This window comes from Actinoplanes sp. NPDC089786, from assembly GCF_040684855.1.
In the GTDB taxonomy this organism is placed as follows: domain Bacteria; phylum Actinomycetota; class Actinomycetes; order Mycobacteriales; family Micromonosporaceae; genus Actinoplanes.
The window spans coordinates 396,609-410,432 of sequence record NZ_JBFBGU010000002.1; the positions used below are offsets into that span (position 1 = coordinate 396,609).

Genomic DNA, 13,824 nt, shown 5'->3' on the forward strand with positions numbered 1-13,824 from the left:
GGACGGACTCCAGTTCTAGAGGGTTCGGAGGTATTCCTCGTAGGTGACCTTCGGGACACGCGGGCCGTCGTCGGCCGCGTTGTTGGCCAGGCCGTTGCGACCCTCGTAGTAGGCGCCGACCTGCTTCTGGGCCGGCGACGACAGGTCGGGGTCGCTGATCGCGACGGCGTGGATGTGCAGCGGCCAGTCGCCCTGGGCCGGGGTCCGCAGCCAGGCCGCGAAGCCGACCTGGCGGAGCGCGGTCACGGCGGCCGTACGCTGGGCGGCGGTCAGCGCCTCGGCGTCGAGGTCGAGCACACCGCCGCCGTCATGGGTGCCGGCCGACGTCGGATCGGTTCCGGGCGAGTACGAACCCTGCTCGACGACGTACGTACGGCCGGAGCGCCCCTGCGCCGCCTTGAGCATCGCGAGGGTCCGGTCGTTGACCGGGAAGCCCTGGTGGGTGACCTTCGCGCCGGCCAGGACGATCCGGGTCAGGGTGAACTGTCCCTCGCCGAGCCTGGTCAGCGACGTCCGGCCGGGCAGCCCGGTGGCGTCGAGGCCGCTGTAGCCGAGCTGCTGCTGCCACTGGGCGTAGGCGGTGACGGTCCGCGTGCCGAAATGACCGTCCTCATAGGCCGGATCGAGCAGGCCCTTCTTGCGCAGAGCGGTCTCGACCAGCTTGACGCTCGGCCCGGCGCCGGGGGTGACCGCCGAGTCGGCCTTGGCCGGGTCCCACTGCGCCGCCTTGAGTACGGCTTCCATGTCGACCGTGGGCAGCGCGGCCGCGGCCATGGCCGGCTGCGGCCCCAGCGCGAGCGCGGGAACCGCAAGGCACACCGCCAGCAGAGAACGACGGGAGAAATTCACGGAAAACCTTTCTGTACGGGGTGATTGCCGGCTGTCGAGAGAGGACGCTACGGACGGGCGAACCGGACCGTGAGGGGTGAACAACCCACATTTGGATCACCGGATTACGATCTCGAGCGGAGCACGGAGGTGCAGACCATTCGCGACACCGGACCGGTAGAGACCTCGGTCAGAACAGCCGCCGCCCGGATCGCCGTGACCGCGCGGGTGCTCGTCGTCCTCGCCTGCACCGCCCTGCTGCCCATCGGCGACCCTCCGAAGGCCGCCGTGGCCGTGGTCGCCGTGGTCGTGGCCTGGCAGGTCGCCTCGGTGGTGAGCGGCTGGTGGCCACGATGGACGGCGGCCGTGGACGCCATCCCGCTCGCGGCGGCCTGCGTGGTGCTGCCCTGGGCCCACCCGCCGCACGGCCACCTGGACCTGGACGACTGGGCCCGGACGGTGACCTCGGTGTGCGTCGGCGCGGCCCAGTTCTCCCTCCGCCCGCGCGACGGCGCCGCCCACCTGCTGGTGACCTCGGCCGCGGTCTGGGCCGGGTCGGCCCTGGCCACCGGCACCGGCTGGGACCTGGGCGCCGCCCAGACGGTGATGCTGCTCTGGCAGGGCGCGCTGGCCCGGGGGCTGATCGTGCTGGTGTCCCGGGGCGCGCGGCGGGTGGACGAGCTCGCGGTGGCCACGGCCGCGCTCCGGCGGGACGCGGAGCTCACCGCCGCCCGCCGGGCCGACGTCGAGGACCACCTGGCCGTGCTGCACGACACCGTCGCCGCCACGCTCACGGCGGCGTCGTCGCGGGGCGCCGGCGGTCCCGAGCTGCGCCGCCGCGCGCGGTCCGACCTGTCCCGGCTCGAGCCCGCGCCCCGGACCGCCACGTTCGCCGACCTGACCACGCCACCGGAGCATGGCGGCCTCGTCGTCACGGCCGTGCTTCCGCCGGCCCACGGCGTGCCCGCGATCCCGCCGTACGCCATCAATGCCCTCCTCCTGGCCCGTGACGAGGCGCTGCGCAACGTCGAACGGCACGCCGGCACCGACCGGGCCCGGCTGGAGCTGCGGCTGCCCGCGCCGGGCACGGTGGAGTTGGATGTCGTCGACGACGGTCGGGGCTTCCGGCCGGACGCCGTGCCGGCCGGGGTGCATCTCGGTGTGCGGCTGTCCATCGCGGCTCGGATGCGCCGGGCCGGTGGAGGCGCCCGGGTGGTCAGCGCCCCCGGTCAGGGCACCAGGGTCGAGCTGCGCTGGCCCGCGCCGGATGCGCCATGACCGACATCCGCCGGGCGGTCCGGTGGGGCACCTGGGTGATCGCCGGGGTGCTGCTGCTGGTGCTGTACCGCGCCCAGGCCCTGAACGGCTCCCGGCCGGCCTATCTGGCCAGCGTCGGCGCCTGGGCCGCGACGGCCGGGCTGCTGGCCTGGCCGTTGCCGCCCTACCGGCTGCGGCGGATCCTGGCCGCCGTCCTCGGCGTCGTGACGCTCGGCGCCACCGCCGCCGTCACCCTCACCGTTCCCGCCGCCCTGCAACACACCACCGCGAACTGGGCCGTCGGGGCGAACGGCTGGCTGCTCCTCACGCTCGCCTCGGGCCGCCGGCTGACGACGCTCCTGCTGTGCCTGACCGTCCCGGTGGTGTTCGCCGAGTCGGCTGCCCTGGCCGCGGGCGGGGTCGAGGTCGTGCTGATGACCGCGCGCGCCCTCGGCATCCTCGGCCTGCAGCTGCCGATCGCGCTGGCCGCCCGGGCGGTCGAGCAGTCGGCCGAGGCCACCCGGGTGCTGCACCTGACCCGGGAGGCCATCCGGACCGAGCAGTTCGTGGCGGCCGCACTGCACGACGATCGGCTCCGCCGGTCCCAGGCGGTCGCCGCCGCGGTCGAGCCGGTCCTGGCCGGCCTGGCCGAGCCCTCCCCCGGCCCGGACGACACGTTGCGGCAGCGCAGCGGCGTCGCGGCGGCCCAGGTGCGCCGGCTGCTGGCCGAATGGCACGGCGCCGGCGGGGACCCGCTCGGCGCCGACCTGTCCGCCTGCCTCGACGAGGTGCAGGCGGCGGGCACCCGGGTGGAGGTCGCCGTACACGCCGGGAGCCTGCCGCCGGAGCTGCGCCGGGCCGCCTGTGACGTGGTGCGGGAGATCGCCCGCCGGCCCACGGCCCGCCTGCGCCTGACCGTCGTGCCGACCCCGGCCCAGCTGTGCCTGAGTGTGGTCGCCCGGACCGACGGCGCCGACCCGGGTTTCGCGCTCACCGAGGTTCCGGCCCCGCTGACGATCCGCACGACGACCATCGGCACGACTCTGTGGGTGGAGCTGACATGTCCCGTCTGAACCCGGCCGTCGCGATCGTCGACGACCACCCGGTGGTCCTGGCCGGGGTCCGCTCCTGGTTCGACGGCGCCGGGATCGCGGTGACCGCCGCGGGCGGCGACCCGCGGATCGCCTGGAGCCCGGACGGTCTGCGGGCCGACGTCGTCGTCCTCGACCTGCAGCTGGCCGACCGGCCCACGGTGTCCTGGGACGCGCTGGCCGACCTGGTCGCCGCCGGTCGGCGGGTCATCGTCTACACGATGCGCGAGGACCGGGAGACCGCGCTGCGGTGCCTGGACGCCGGCTGCGCCACCTTCCTCACCAAGGCCGAGGGCGAGGAACACCTGGTCGCGGCCGTCCGGGCCGCCGCCCAGGACCTGCCGTACGTGCCACCCGCCCTGGCCGGCGCGATGTCGGCCGACGACACCTCCGACCGCCCGCGGCTGACCGACCGGGAGCAGGAGGTGCTTCTGGCCTGGTTCCAGTGCGAGTCCAAGCAGCTGGTGGCGGCCCGCTGCAACCTCTCCCCGCGTACGGTCGAGGGCTACATCGACCGGGTCCGGGTCCGCTATGCCCGGGCCGGTCGCCCCGCCCCGACGAAGGCCGCGCTGGTCGCCCGCGCCCTGCAGGACGGCCTGATCCAGCTGGACGACCTTTAGGGCGCGAGCGTTAGACCCGGCGCCCCCTGGGGTAACCCTCGGCATGGCCTTGGGCAAGCTCGTCGCAGCGATCGTCGGCGGCGCCCTCGTGGTGCGCGTCGCGCGGTCGCGGCATCAGCGCTTCATGCACCCGTCGGGACGATCGTTCGCCGGCGATCTGGAGATCTTCGGGCGCGGTGAGCCCGGCGGGTCGGCGCTGCTGTCCGAGCCGGCGCGGCACGACGTCACGGTGCGCCTGTCCAAGGGGCTGGGCACCCGTGGTGGCCGGGCCGACGTCCGGGGGCTGGCGGTCCGCGTACACCTGCCGTCGGGCCCTCTCGATCTGTTGCTCTCGACCGCCGGACGCGGGCCGGTGACCCGGCATCTGCCCGTGCCGCGGCGCAGCTTCGACACGATGTACGGCTCGATCACCGCCTACCGGACCGGGAGCGGCCGGAAGCTGTACGTCGCCGCCCGCCCCGATCCGGCCGGGCCGCCGCTCGGGCGGTCGCTGGAGTCGCTCGCCCCCGGCAACCGTCTCCTGCTCGCCGTCCGGCACCGGGGCGTCGGGCGTACGGTCGGCCGGGTCACGCTCGGCCAGGAGCTGCCGCCGCCGGTGGACGCCGGCCTGGCCTTCGACGCGGTCCGCAACTCGCGGTCCGACCTGCACCCGAGCGGGCTGGTGCACGGGGTGCGCGCGTTCGCGTACCGGCAGAGCCAGCGCTGGCGGGGAGCCGTACCCGCCAGCCCGGACCACGACGCGGTGGCGCGGACGATCTCACGCCGCTAGGAACTGTTCCAGGTGGCCGGCCACCACGTCGGGCGAGTGAGCCGGGAGGTCGTGCGAGGCGCCCGGCACGACCTCGGCACGGACGTTGGGCATGACCTCGGTCAGGTGGGCGGCGAGCTCGGCCGCCGGGTAGAGGACGCTGTGCTCGCCGAGCAGCACGAGGGTGGGCGTGGTGATGCGGGCCAGGTCGGCGTCGGCGATGGTGTCCGGCAACGGCAGCCGGCGGCGGAACGACATGGTCATCGGCAGCAGGGGCATCAGCGCGTCCTCGCGCAACGTCGCGTTGCGCACCGGCCCGGCCAGGCGGCGCCGGATCGGGCCCGGGGTGAGCCCGGCCAGCCCGCCGGCCATGATCCACAGCCAGAACCGGGCGCCGAACCGGCCGAAACCGCCCGGGTCGAGCAGGGTCAGGCTGGCCGCGCGGCCCGGGAAGGCGAGCTCGTGCCGCACGATCGTCCAGCCCCCGTAGGACATGCCGACCAGGTGGGCGCGTTCGACCCCCAGACCGGTGAGCACTTCGGACAGGAACGTGGCCGCGTCGTGCCCGTCGGCGATCGGGCGGGTCTGCCGGGCGGCGCTGGGCTCGCCGACCGGGTCGAGGCCGATCACCGGGTGGTGGCGGGCGAGGCGTTCGACGTAGTGGTACCAGGTGACGGCGCTGCCGCCGGCGCCGGGCACCAGCACGACCGGGACGCCGTCGGCGGGGCCGGCGCGATAGGCGACGGCCTCGCCGTACGAGGTGGGCACCGACGTGGTGGTGAACGGTGGCCACAGCCGGGTGAGGGCATCCCGGTAGAAGCCCAGGAAGCGTTGTCTGGCACGGTCGTTGGTGAAGTCGCTGATCCTCGTCGCGGCTTTCATGGTACGAACGTAACACGAAAACGAGAGGGGCGGGATGCCGAAGCGGGTGGACCATGACGAGCGGCGGCGGCACATCGCGGGCGCGCTCCTGCGCATCGCCGAGCGGGAAGGGCTGCAGGGCGCGAGCATGCGGGAGGTGGCGGCCGAGGCGGGCGTCTCGGTCCGGCTCGTGCAGTACTACTTCACCACCAAGGACGAGCTGCTGGTGGGCGCGCTGGGCTATCTGGCCGAGAAGCTGACCGTACGCGTACGCACGCGTCTCGAAGCACTCGGTTCTCCGCCGCCGCCGCGGGAGTTCGTCACCGAGACGCTGCTCGCCGCGCTGCCGACCGACCCGGAGCGGGTACGCGAGTCGCGCGCCTGGGCGGCCTTCTACAGCCTGGTGCTGACCGATCCCGCCCTGTCCCGGCTGCACGGCACCGACTATCCCGACCGGCTCGAACGCCTGCTCGCCACCCAGCTGGGGCTGGCCGGGGTGGCCGCGCCCGAGACGGTCGCGGCGGGCCTGCTGGCGATGACCAACGGCCTCACGTCGAGCATCCTCGGCGGGCAGCGCGACGCCGACGCGGCCACCGCCGTGCTCCGACACCACCTCGACCGCGTCTTCGCGAAATAGCTCAGCTTCGCTCGATAGGGTCGACCTCATGCTGGTGGTGGCGAACGAGGACGGCGAACGCTGGTGGGGCGGCGCGGTCGCCGACGGTGCTCTGATGCCCTTCGGCCCGGGTCACCGGCGCGATCTCGCGTGGTCGGCGGGCCGGCCCGACGATCCCGGGCACGGACCCAACCAGAGCGCTCCCCTGCTGCTGTCCAGCGCCGGGCGCTACATCTGGTCGGAGCGGCCGTTCACCTTCGAGGTCGGCGCCGGCGAGCTGCGGGTCTCGGGCGACGACCTCGTCCTGGACCGGGCCGGCGGGTCGCTGGGTGACGCGTTCCGCGGCGCCTCGGCACGGTTCTTCCCGCCGTCCGGCCGCGCGCCCGCCCGCGAGCTGTTCACCGGGCCGCAGTACAACACCTGGATCGAGATGCCCTACACGCCGACCCAGGACCAGGTTCTCGGGTACGCCCGGCGCGTGCTCGACGCCGGCCTGCCACCCGGCGTCCTGATGATCGACGACTGCTGGTCCCCCGGCTACGGCACCTGGCGCTTCGACCGGGCCCGCTTCCCCGACCCGCGCGGCATGATCGACCGCCTGCACGAGCAGGGCTTCTCGGTGATGCTCTGGCTGGTCCCGTTCGTCAGCCCCGACTCGGCGACGTTCCGCGACCTCGAACGGCGCGGCCTGCTGGTCCGCGACGTCACCGGTGACACGGCGATCCGCCGCTGGTGGAACGGCTACAGCGCCGTCCTCGACGCCACCGACCCCGACGGCGTCGCCTGGCTGCACGGCGAGCTGGACGCCCTGGTCGCCGACCACGGCGTCGACGGCTTCAAGTTCGACGCCGGCGACCTGCACTTCTACCGAGGCACGAGCGCCGAGCCGGTCGACCACTGCGAGGCGTGGGCCCGGGCCGGCGAACGCTATCCCTTCAACGAGTTCCGGGCCTGCTGGAAGCGGGGCGGCCGCCCGCTGGCCCAGCGCCTGCACGACAAGCCGCCGTCGTGGACCGGCGACGGGCTGGCGTCGCTGATTCCCGAGCTGGTCGCGCAGGGCCTGATCGGCCACGCCTTCACCTGCCCCGACATGGTCGGCGGGGGCGAGATCGACGCCGTGACCAGGGCCGGCGCCGTCGACCAGGAATTCTTCGTCCGGTACGCCCAGATCGCCGCCCTGGCGCCGATGACGCAGTTCTCGATACTGCCCGACCGGGTCCTCGACGCTCGCCACCGGGCCGCCGTCCGCGCGGCGCTCGACATCCGGCGTACCCTCCTGCCCTTGATCCTCGACCTGGTGGATCACGCCGCCGCCACCGGCGAGCCGATCGTCCGCCCGATGGCCTACCACGGCTTCGAGCACGTGAACGACCAGTTCCTGCTCGGCCCCGACCTGCTCGTGGCCCCGGTCCTGCACCCCGGCGCCGCCGAGCGCACCGTCCTGCTGCCGCCCGGCAGGTGGGACGCCGACAACGGCGAGACCCTTACCGGCCCGGCCACCATCAGCACACCCGTGGATCTCGAACGGATCCCGCACTTCCGCCGCGCCTGACCGCCGTGGCCGAAGGCCCAGTGCCGAGCCACCGCCGCCACGAGGCTGTCGTGCGCATCCCGCTCGAACCGGGTCAGCGGGCGATGTAGCCGCCGTCGACGCTGAGGATCGTGCCGGTGATGCCGGACGACTCGGGGGACGCGAGGAAGACGATGGCCCGGGCGACCTCGTCGGGGGTCGAGACACGGCCGATCGGGTGGTTGCTCAGGGTGACGGCCAGGCTGGCCCGCGGGTCGGGGTCGGCGGCTCGCGCCTCGTCCATGAAGCCCGTGTCGACGGCTCCGGGAGCCACGGCGTTGACGCGTACGCCGCGGGCCGCGAACTCGATGGCCAGCTGACGGGTGAGCTGGACGATGGCCCCCTTGGTCATGGCGTACACGCTCTGGTTGGGCACCCCGATCAGCCCGGAGATCGAGGCTGTGTTGACGATGCAGCCGCGGCTCTCGATCAGCGCCGGCAACGCCGCCCGGCTGAACCGGAACACCGGCCGCACGTTGGTGGCGATCAGCCCGTCGAAGTCCTCGTCCGAGGTCTCCAGGATGGGCCGGCGCAGGAACCGGGCCGCGTTGTTGACCAGCAGGTCGAGCCGCCCGAAGGTCGAGACGGCCAGCTCGACCGCGGCGCCCGGCGTGTCCGGCGCGGTGACGTCGGCGACCAGCGGCCGCACGCCGTCGTCGCCGTCGAACGGCAGCGGCGCGATGTCGACCGCGACCACCCGATAGCCGGCCGCGCGCAGCCGCGTCACCACCTCACGGCCGATACCCCGCGCCGCACCGGTCACCACCGCGGTCAATTCCATGGTTGTCCTTCCTCCATCTGGTAGTACCGTCATACAATCTACGGCATGAACGACGCGCAACCCGAGGGGTTCGACCGCCTGTTACGCGGGGCGATCGACGTGCACGTCCACGGCCGGCCGGACATCTCGGCGGCGCTGCCCCTGCGCGGCGACGACGTGGCCGTGGCGCGGCTCGCCCAGGCGTACGGGATGAGCGGTTGGGTTCTGAAGTCTCATCTGTGGGCGACCATGGACCGGGCGCGGGCGGTTCGCGACCACACCGAGGATTTCCAGGTGTACGGGAGCATCACGCTCAATCCCCCGGTCGGCGGCCTCGAACCGAGCGTCGTCGAGCTGGCCGCCGCGCACGGCGCCCGCGTGGTGTTCCTGCCGACCTGGGGCAACGCGGCCGACGTCGAGCGGGACGGCTACATCGCGATGTTGCTGCGCCGGGTCTCGCCGTCGTTCGCCGAGTACCACGACCGTACGGCCATCGCCCTGCTCGACCCCTCGGGCGCCCTGACCGGCCGGGCGCGGGCAGTCATCGACGCCTGCCACGCGCTCGGCCTCGCCCTGGCCACCGGGCACGCCTCGCTGGCGGAGAGCCGGGCGGTGGCCGCGTACTGCGCCGACATCGGGCAGCGCCTGCTCGTCACGCATCCGCTGCACTACACGCGCGACCCGGCCGAGCTGCGTGACTTCGGTGACATGGGCGCCTTCCTGGAGTTCGCCAACGCGCCGCTGGTGCACCCGGACGGGCACCTGACGATCCGGGACGTGCACGAGGCGCTGACCGCGGTCGGGCCGGATCGGGCGATCCTGAGCACCGACGTGTTCTCCCGCTGGGTGCCGCCCGAGCCCGAGTGCCTGCGCATGTTCGTCGAGCAGCTGGCCTACCTGGGCTGGGCCGACGAGCAGATCGCGATGATGGTGTCCGCCAACCCGCGGGAGTTCCTGGGGGTTACCGCATGAAAGTCTTCCGGGGGGTTGCCGCATGAGAGTCGAGGACGTCGATCCGGCCGGCATGAGCGACGAGCAGCGGTCGCTGTACGAGTGGTACACGACCGGCCGGCGGGCGTCGCCGGACAGCCCGTTCCAGCTCTCGACGCCGGACGGCAAGCTACAGGGCCCGCCCGCGGTGTGGATCCTCAGCCCGGCCTTCGGGCAGGCGCTGCAGAAGATCGGCGGCGTCGTCCGGTACGAGTCCGCGCTGCCGGCGCGCGGCCGGGAGATCGCGATCCTGCTCGTCGGTCATCACCACCGCAGCGCCTTCGAGCTGTACGCACACACCCGCGCCGGGCGGGCCGCCGGGCTCTCCGAGCATGACCTGGCCGCACTGGCCGACGGTAAGGAGCCATCCGATCTGTCCGCCGCCGAGGGTTCGATTCTGCGCGCCACGAAGGCGATCCTCGACCGCGGCACCCTCGACGATCTCGAATACCGTGACACCGTTGACATCCTCGGCGAGCCCGGCCTGCTCGAGCTGGTCACGATCGTCGGCTACTACAACATGGTGGCGTGGCAGCTCGCCGTCTTCGACGTCCAGCCGCCGGCGGCCTGAGGTGTGGTCGATCTGGATCCTCGAGTACGGCTACGTCGACCGCTTCCCGGCCAGCAACCTGTTCGCCGCGCAACCGAACGAGGGCCATCGGCGCATGCCGTACTGCTTCGGATTGCTGCGCTCGGCCGATCGCACCGTCCTGGTCGACGTCGGGTTCGCCGACCAGGCGATCTACCAACGGCTCACCGCCAAGTACGGGGAGACGCGGTGGCTGGACCCGGTCGACGTGCTGGCCCGGATCGGTGTCGACACCGGTGACATCGACACCATCCTGTTGACCCACAACCACTTCGACCACGCCGGCCGGGTCGCGGCCTTTCCCGGCGCACACGTCTGGATCCAGCGCCGCGAGATCGACAGCTACGTCGCCGCGACCAGGCGGCCCCGCCGGTTCGAGTTCCTGACCCGCTCCTGTCAGCCCGACCTTACCGACCAGTTGGTAGGTAGCCGGGCCACGCTGGTCGACGGCCACGCCGAGGTCGCGGAAGGCCTCGAGCTGCGGCCCGCCCACGACACCCACACAGCGGGCTCACAACTGGTCGCCGTCACCAATGACACCGATGGCACGTGGGTGTTCGCCGGCGACAACGTCTACAGCTACGAGAACCTGGAAGGCCTGCACGGCGACGGCGTGCTGGCCCCGATCGCGATGACCACCGGCAGCGCGACGGCGTGGCTGGACCTGGCCGACTCCATGCTGGCGAGTGTCAACGGTGACACGAGGCGCATCCTGCCGTTCCACGAGGCGGCCGTCTGGGACCGCTTCCCCTCGATCACGTTCGACGACGGCCTGCACGTGGCCGAGGTCTCCCTGGCCGGCGGCCACCCGAGCCTGCTGTCCTGACCTGCGGTTCCGCGGCGAGGTGGCGGATCCGGCCGGTTCGGAGCATCGTCGGTGGCATGCGACGTTCACGCGGATGGCGGTTCACGGTGCTGGCGGCGCTGCTTGCCGTGATGGCGGCCTGCAGCGACTCCCCGTCCGGCGGGGCCTGGGAGGCCGGGCAGGCGACCTCGGCCGGCCCGTCCGCCGGCCCGTCCGTCAGCCCGTCCGCGAAGCCGCCGGCGGGCAAGCCGGTGCACGTCCGGCTGCTGGAGGGTGACGGCACCACCTGGGGCGTCGGCATGCCCATCATCGCGTACCTGTCGGCCAAGGTCACCGACGCGCGGGCCTTCGCGGCGGCCTCCAAGGTCACCGTCGACGGGCAGCCCGCGCAGGGCGCGTGGTACTTCCAGCGGTCGGCGATCTACCGGGGCTATCCGCTGGAGGCGCACTACCGGACCAAGGAGTACTGGCCCGCGCACGCCAAGATCCATCTCGACCTGCCGGTGAAGGACCAGCCGGCGGGCCGGGGCCTGGTGTTCGACAACAGCCTGACCCTGGACATGTCCACCGGTCCGGCCAACATCAGCAAGGTCGACGGGCGTACCAAGGAAATGGTCGTCACCTCGGACGGCAAGCAGGTGTTCCGCTTCCCGGTCTCGCTCGGCAAGGCGAGCACGCCCACCTTCGGCGGCGTCAAGATCGTGATGGCGAAGAACAAGGTCAAACGCATGACCGGCCCGGGGTACGACCTGCAGGTGCCGTGGTCGGTGCGGATCACCAACTCCGGCGAGTTCCTGCACGCCGCGAGCTGGAACGGCGGCAACATCGGCCAGCGCAGCACGTCGCACGGCTGCACCAACCTGACCGTGAAGGACGCCGAGCGCTACTACCGGTTCGCCCAGATCGGCGACGTGACCAGCTACACCGGCACCGGCGGCCCGACCATGCCGAGCTGGGACGGCTACGGCGACTGGAACCTGCCCTGGTCGACCTGGCAGTCCGGCGGCCTGCTGAAGACCACCTGACCCGGCCGGCTGGCCACCGGGACGGTCGTGCGCAGCGCGACGCAGGCGTAGGATCGGCGGACCGGATGGAGGTCTGCCGATGGCGACTGCGAGGGCCGGAACGGACGGCCGATACCGAGCCATCCTGATCGGCAACTCGACCTATCCCGCTGACGAGCACAACCTCCAGACGCTCAAAGGACCGGTCAAGGACATCGCCGCGCTCAACCGCGCGCTGGTCGACCAGCAGACCGGGATGTTCGCCGACCTCGACGTGACGCTGCTGCCCGAGACGACGTCCCACCGGGCGATCCGGGCGCTGGGCCGGTTCTTCGGCGCCGCGCACCGCGACGACGTGCTGCTGTTCTATTTCAGCGGGCACGGCAAGCTCGACCTGACCGGCCGCCTGCATCTGTGCATGCAGGACACCGACTCGGCCGACCTGCTGGCCACGGCGGTCAGCAGCGCCCGGATCAACGAGTTCGCCGAGGCGTCCCTGGCCCGCGACATCGTGATCGTCCTGGACTGCTGCCACGCCGGCGCGTTCCGTGGCGGCGACCTGCCGGACACCGTCGCCGGCCCGGGGCGGTACGTCCTGACCAGTTGCCGCGGGACCCAGCTGGCCAACGACGCCACGGCCGACAACGGCACCAGCGTCTTCACCCAGCAACTGATCGACGGTCTGCTGATCGCCGCGCCGGATCACGACGGCGACGGGTACGTCGGCTTCACCGACCTCTACACGTACGTCGACCGCCGGATGCGCGAGATCGGCAAGCAGATCCCGCAGCGGCGGGTCGACGGGGACGGCGACGTGCGCCTGGCCCGGTGTCGCGACGCGGAACCGCCCGCCGTTCCCGGCCGGACGCACGCCCCGGCCGACCGGCCGGCGCCGGTGCCGGCATTGGCACCTACATCGGCACCGGATCGGCGACGCCGGATCCTGATCGCCGCCGCCGCTCTCGCCGCCGCGGGTCTGATCGCCGCGGGTCTGATCGCCGTCGTCCACCCGTTCCGGGACGACGACCGGTCGCCGCCGGGACGGGTGGACCACTCGGCCTCCGCGCCGTGGCGACTGCGCATCGAGGACCACCAGATCGGCCAGCACGTCGGGTGCACGGTCACACTCACCGACGCCCGGTCCGGCTCGGAGATCCCGCTGCCGGGTGATGTCTTCGGCGAGCGGACGTTCCAGATATTCCACACCGGATCGTTCCGGTGGACGGCGAACAGTCCGAACTGCCGGCTGGTCCCGCTGGCCGGATCGGGTTCGGCCACACTCCCCTTCGCGCTGCAACTGACCGGGGACAGCGACGTCTTCGCCGCCCCGGCCCGGGTGTCGGTGCAGGTGCGCGACTTCAACAACAACGAGAAGTGCCTGATCTCCCTGCACGACCCGGCCGACGGCTCCGCGCTGGACTTCAGGGCCGCCGTGCCCGGAGCCGACACCGTGATCCTGGACGCCCGCGGCCGGGCGAGGGCCTACGTGGCCGATCCCCGCTGCGGCTTGCTGGTGTCCGCGGCGCCGTGACCTCTCATTCCAGCTTCTCGAGCAGCAGGCCCAGGTGGCGCTTGTCGTGGGCGACGTAGGCGCATGGTTCGGTGATCGGTTCGATGCTCACCCAGCGGACCGAGCTCGTGTCGATCGTCAGGTCGACCACCATGGTGCGGTCATCACCGATCGGCGCCGCCAGCCAGCAGTGGCCCCGGCGGGGATCAGGTCTCCCCAGGTTTTCGTCCATCCTGGAGCCCTGGAACTCGATCCGGGTGTCGTCGGCGTCGACGACGGTCACCGGCTTCAGGCCCAGCCGCTGCGCCACGTTCGCCGGGGTCTCGGCGAGGTAGGTGACGGTCAGCCCGTCGAGCGTGTCCTCGGCCAGGTCCCGCTTGGCGTACACGCACCGGTCGTCCTGATTGACCGCCCGGCGCAACTGGTAGTCCAGGAGCTCATCGGTGGCCACGAAGTCACAGGGCCGTTCCTCGGCCGGGTCGAAGCCACCACAACCGGCCACGGACAGCGCCAGCGCCACGACCACCAGCCACCGGAACGGCTTCCCCATGAATCGGAGGGTAGCGATGTCCCGC

At 72.6% G+C, this 13,824-nt stretch carries 15 protein-coding genes; 11 read left to right on the forward strand and 4 right to left on the reverse strand.

Going from position 1 to position 13,824, the window contains the following annotated elements:
* Positions 1 to 15: 15 nt before the first annotated feature.
* Positions 16 to 849 (reverse strand): peptidoglycan-binding domain-containing protein, encoded by an 834-nt coding sequence (locus AB0O15_RS12620; RefSeq protein ID WP_364317739.1) that lies wholly within the window; start codon positions 847 to 849, stop codon positions 16 to 18.
* A 129-nt stretch (positions 850 to 978) separates the two neighbouring features.
* Here AB0O15_RS12620 and AB0O15_RS12625 point away from each other — a divergent pair, with 129 nt between their 5' ends.
* From AB0O15_RS12625 to AB0O15_RS12640, 4 genes are read left to right on the forward strand one after another with little or no spacing between them, the layout of a single operon-like run.
* Positions 979 to 2,106: an ATP-binding protein gene (locus AB0O15_RS12625; protein ID WP_364317740.1), complete on the forward strand. Its 1,128-nt coding sequence runs from the start codon at positions 979 to 981 to the stop codon at positions 2,104 to 2,106.
* Positions 2,103 to 3,158 carry a hypothetical protein gene (locus tag AB0O15_RS12630; RefSeq protein ID WP_364317742.1) on the forward strand — a complete coding sequence of 352 codons (1,056 nt, stop codon included), beginning with the start codon at positions 2,103 to 2,105 and terminating at the stop codon, positions 3,156 to 3,158. The genes AB0O15_RS12625 and AB0O15_RS12630 overlap by 4 nt, the downstream gene beginning before the upstream one ends.
* Positions 3,146 to 3,796, forward strand: coding sequence for a response regulator transcription factor (locus AB0O15_RS12635; protein WP_364317744.1), 651 nt, complete (start codon positions 3,146 to 3,148; stop codon positions 3,794 to 3,796). The genes AB0O15_RS12630 and AB0O15_RS12635 overlap by 13 nt, the downstream gene beginning before the upstream one ends.
* A 43-nt stretch (positions 3,797 to 3,839) precedes the next feature.
* Positions 3,840 to 4,565, forward strand: coding sequence for a hypothetical protein (locus AB0O15_RS12640; RefSeq protein WP_364317746.1), 726 nt, complete (start codon positions 3,840 to 3,842; stop codon positions 4,563 to 4,565).
* On the opposite strand, the gene AB0O15_RS12645 is transcribed toward AB0O15_RS12640, so the two are convergent.
* Complete coding sequence (locus AB0O15_RS12645) at positions 4,554 to 5,426, reverse strand: alpha/beta hydrolase (RefSeq protein WP_364317747.1); 873 nt, start codon at positions 5,424 to 5,426, stop codon at positions 4,554 to 4,556. The genes AB0O15_RS12640 and AB0O15_RS12645 overlap by 12 nt on opposite strands.
* A 34-nt stretch (positions 5,427 to 5,460) precedes the next feature.
* Between AB0O15_RS12645 and AB0O15_RS12650 the strand changes: the two genes are divergently transcribed.
* Together AB0O15_RS12650 and AB0O15_RS12655 are read left to right on the forward strand one after the other, a co-directional pair.
* Positions 5,461 to 6,042 carry a TetR family transcriptional regulator C-terminal domain-containing protein gene (locus AB0O15_RS12650; protein ID WP_364317749.1) on the forward strand — a complete coding sequence of 194 codons (582 nt, stop codon included), beginning with the start codon at positions 5,461 to 5,463 and terminating at the stop codon, positions 6,040 to 6,042.
* Between the two features lie 28 nt (positions 6,043 to 6,070).
* Positions 6,071 to 7,573, forward strand: coding sequence for a glycoside hydrolase family 31 protein (locus tag AB0O15_RS12655; RefSeq protein WP_364317751.1), 1,503 nt, complete (start codon positions 6,071 to 6,073; stop codon positions 7,571 to 7,573).
* Positions 7,574 to 7,646: 73 nt separating this feature from the next.
* On the opposite strand, the gene AB0O15_RS12660 is transcribed toward AB0O15_RS12655, so the two are convergent.
* Positions 7,647 to 8,372: an SDR family oxidoreductase gene (locus AB0O15_RS12660; protein WP_364317753.1), complete on the reverse strand. Its 726-nt coding sequence runs from the start codon at positions 8,370 to 8,372 to the stop codon at positions 7,647 to 7,649.
* A 45-nt stretch (positions 8,373 to 8,417) separates the two neighbouring features.
* Here AB0O15_RS12660 and AB0O15_RS12665 point away from each other — a divergent pair, with 45 nt between their 5' ends.
* The 5 genes from AB0O15_RS12665 (at position 8,418) to AB0O15_RS12685 (ending at position 13,270) form a co-directional block, all read left to right on the forward strand.
* On the forward strand, positions 8,418 to 9,323 hold the full coding sequence (locus AB0O15_RS12665) for a DUF6282 family protein (protein WP_364317755.1): 906 nt from the start codon (positions 8,418 to 8,420) through the stop codon (positions 9,321 to 9,323).
* Positions 9,324 to 9,345: 22 nt separating this feature from the next.
* Positions 9,346 to 9,912, forward strand: coding sequence for a carboxymuconolactone decarboxylase family protein (locus AB0O15_RS12670; protein ID WP_364317757.1), 567 nt, complete (start codon positions 9,346 to 9,348; stop codon positions 9,910 to 9,912).
* 1 nt (position 9,913) lies between these two features.
* Complete coding sequence (locus AB0O15_RS12675) at positions 9,914 to 10,756, forward strand: N-acyl homoserine lactonase family protein (protein WP_364317759.1); 843 nt, start codon at positions 9,914 to 9,916, stop codon at positions 10,754 to 10,756.
* A 56-nt stretch (positions 10,757 to 10,812) separates the two neighbouring features.
* Entirely contained in the window at positions 10,813 to 11,760 is a 948-nt protein-coding gene (locus tag AB0O15_RS12680; protein ID WP_364317760.1) for a L,D-transpeptidase, read from the forward strand.
* 79 nt (positions 11,761 to 11,839) lie between these two features.
* Positions 11,840 to 13,270, forward strand: a complete 1,431-nt coding sequence (locus AB0O15_RS12685) for a caspase family protein (protein WP_364317762.1) — start codon at positions 11,840 to 11,842, stop codon at positions 13,268 to 13,270.
* A gap of 4 nt (positions 13,271 to 13,274) precedes the next feature.
* On the opposite strand, the gene AB0O15_RS12690 is transcribed toward AB0O15_RS12685, so the two are convergent.
* Positions 13,275 to 13,799, reverse strand: coding sequence for a hypothetical protein (locus tag AB0O15_RS12690; protein ID WP_364317764.1), 525 nt, complete (start codon positions 13,797 to 13,799; stop codon positions 13,275 to 13,277).
* Positions 13,800 to 13,824 lie beyond the last annotated feature (25 nt).

Excerpts from the sequence above, each read along its gene's own strand:
- AB0O15_RS12635 (WP_364317744.1), top strand. The coding sequence starts at position 3,146 with ATGTCCCGTCTGAACCCGGCCGTCGCGATCGTCGACGACCACCCGGTG.
- AB0O15_RS12685 (WP_364317762.1), top strand. The coding sequence starts at position 11,840 with ATGGCGACTGCGAGGGCCGGAACGGACGGCCGATACCGAGCCATCCTG.
- AB0O15_RS12670 (WP_364317757.1), top strand. The coding sequence starts at position 9,346 with ATGAGAGTCGAGGACGTCGATCCGGCCGGCATGAGCGACGAGCAGCGG.
- AB0O15_RS12680 (WP_364317760.1), top strand. The coding sequence starts at position 10,813 with ATGCGACGTTCACGCGGATGGCGGTTCACGGTGCTGGCGGCGCTGCTT.
- AB0O15_RS12630 (WP_364317742.1), top strand. The coding sequence starts at position 2,103 with ATGACCGACATCCGCCGGGCGGTCCGGTGGGGCACCTGGGTGATCGCC.
- AB0O15_RS12645 (WP_364317747.1), bottom strand. The coding sequence starts at position 5,426 with ATGAAAGCCGCGACGAGGATCAGCGACTTCACCAACGACCGTGCCAGA.
- AB0O15_RS12640 (WP_364317746.1), top strand. The coding sequence starts at position 3,840 with ATGGCCTTGGGCAAGCTCGTCGCAGCGATCGTCGGCGGCGCCCTCGTG.
- AB0O15_RS12650 (WP_364317749.1), top strand. The coding sequence starts at position 5,461 with ATGCCGAAGCGGGTGGACCATGACGAGCGGCGGCGGCACATCGCGGGC.
- AB0O15_RS12665 (WP_364317755.1), top strand. The coding sequence starts at position 8,418 with ATGAACGACGCGCAACCCGAGGGGTTCGACCGCCTGTTACGCGGGGCG.
- AB0O15_RS12690 (WP_364317764.1), bottom strand. The coding sequence starts at position 13,799 with ATGGGGAAGCCGTTCCGGTGGCTGGTGGTCGTGGCGCTGGCGCTGTCC.
- AB0O15_RS12660 (WP_364317753.1), bottom strand. The coding sequence starts at position 8,372 with ATGGAATTGACCGCGGTGGTGACCGGTGCGGCGCGGGGTATCGGCCGT.
- AB0O15_RS12655 (WP_364317751.1), top strand. The coding sequence starts at position 6,071 with ATGCTGGTGGTGGCGAACGAGGACGGCGAACGCTGGTGGGGCGGCGCG.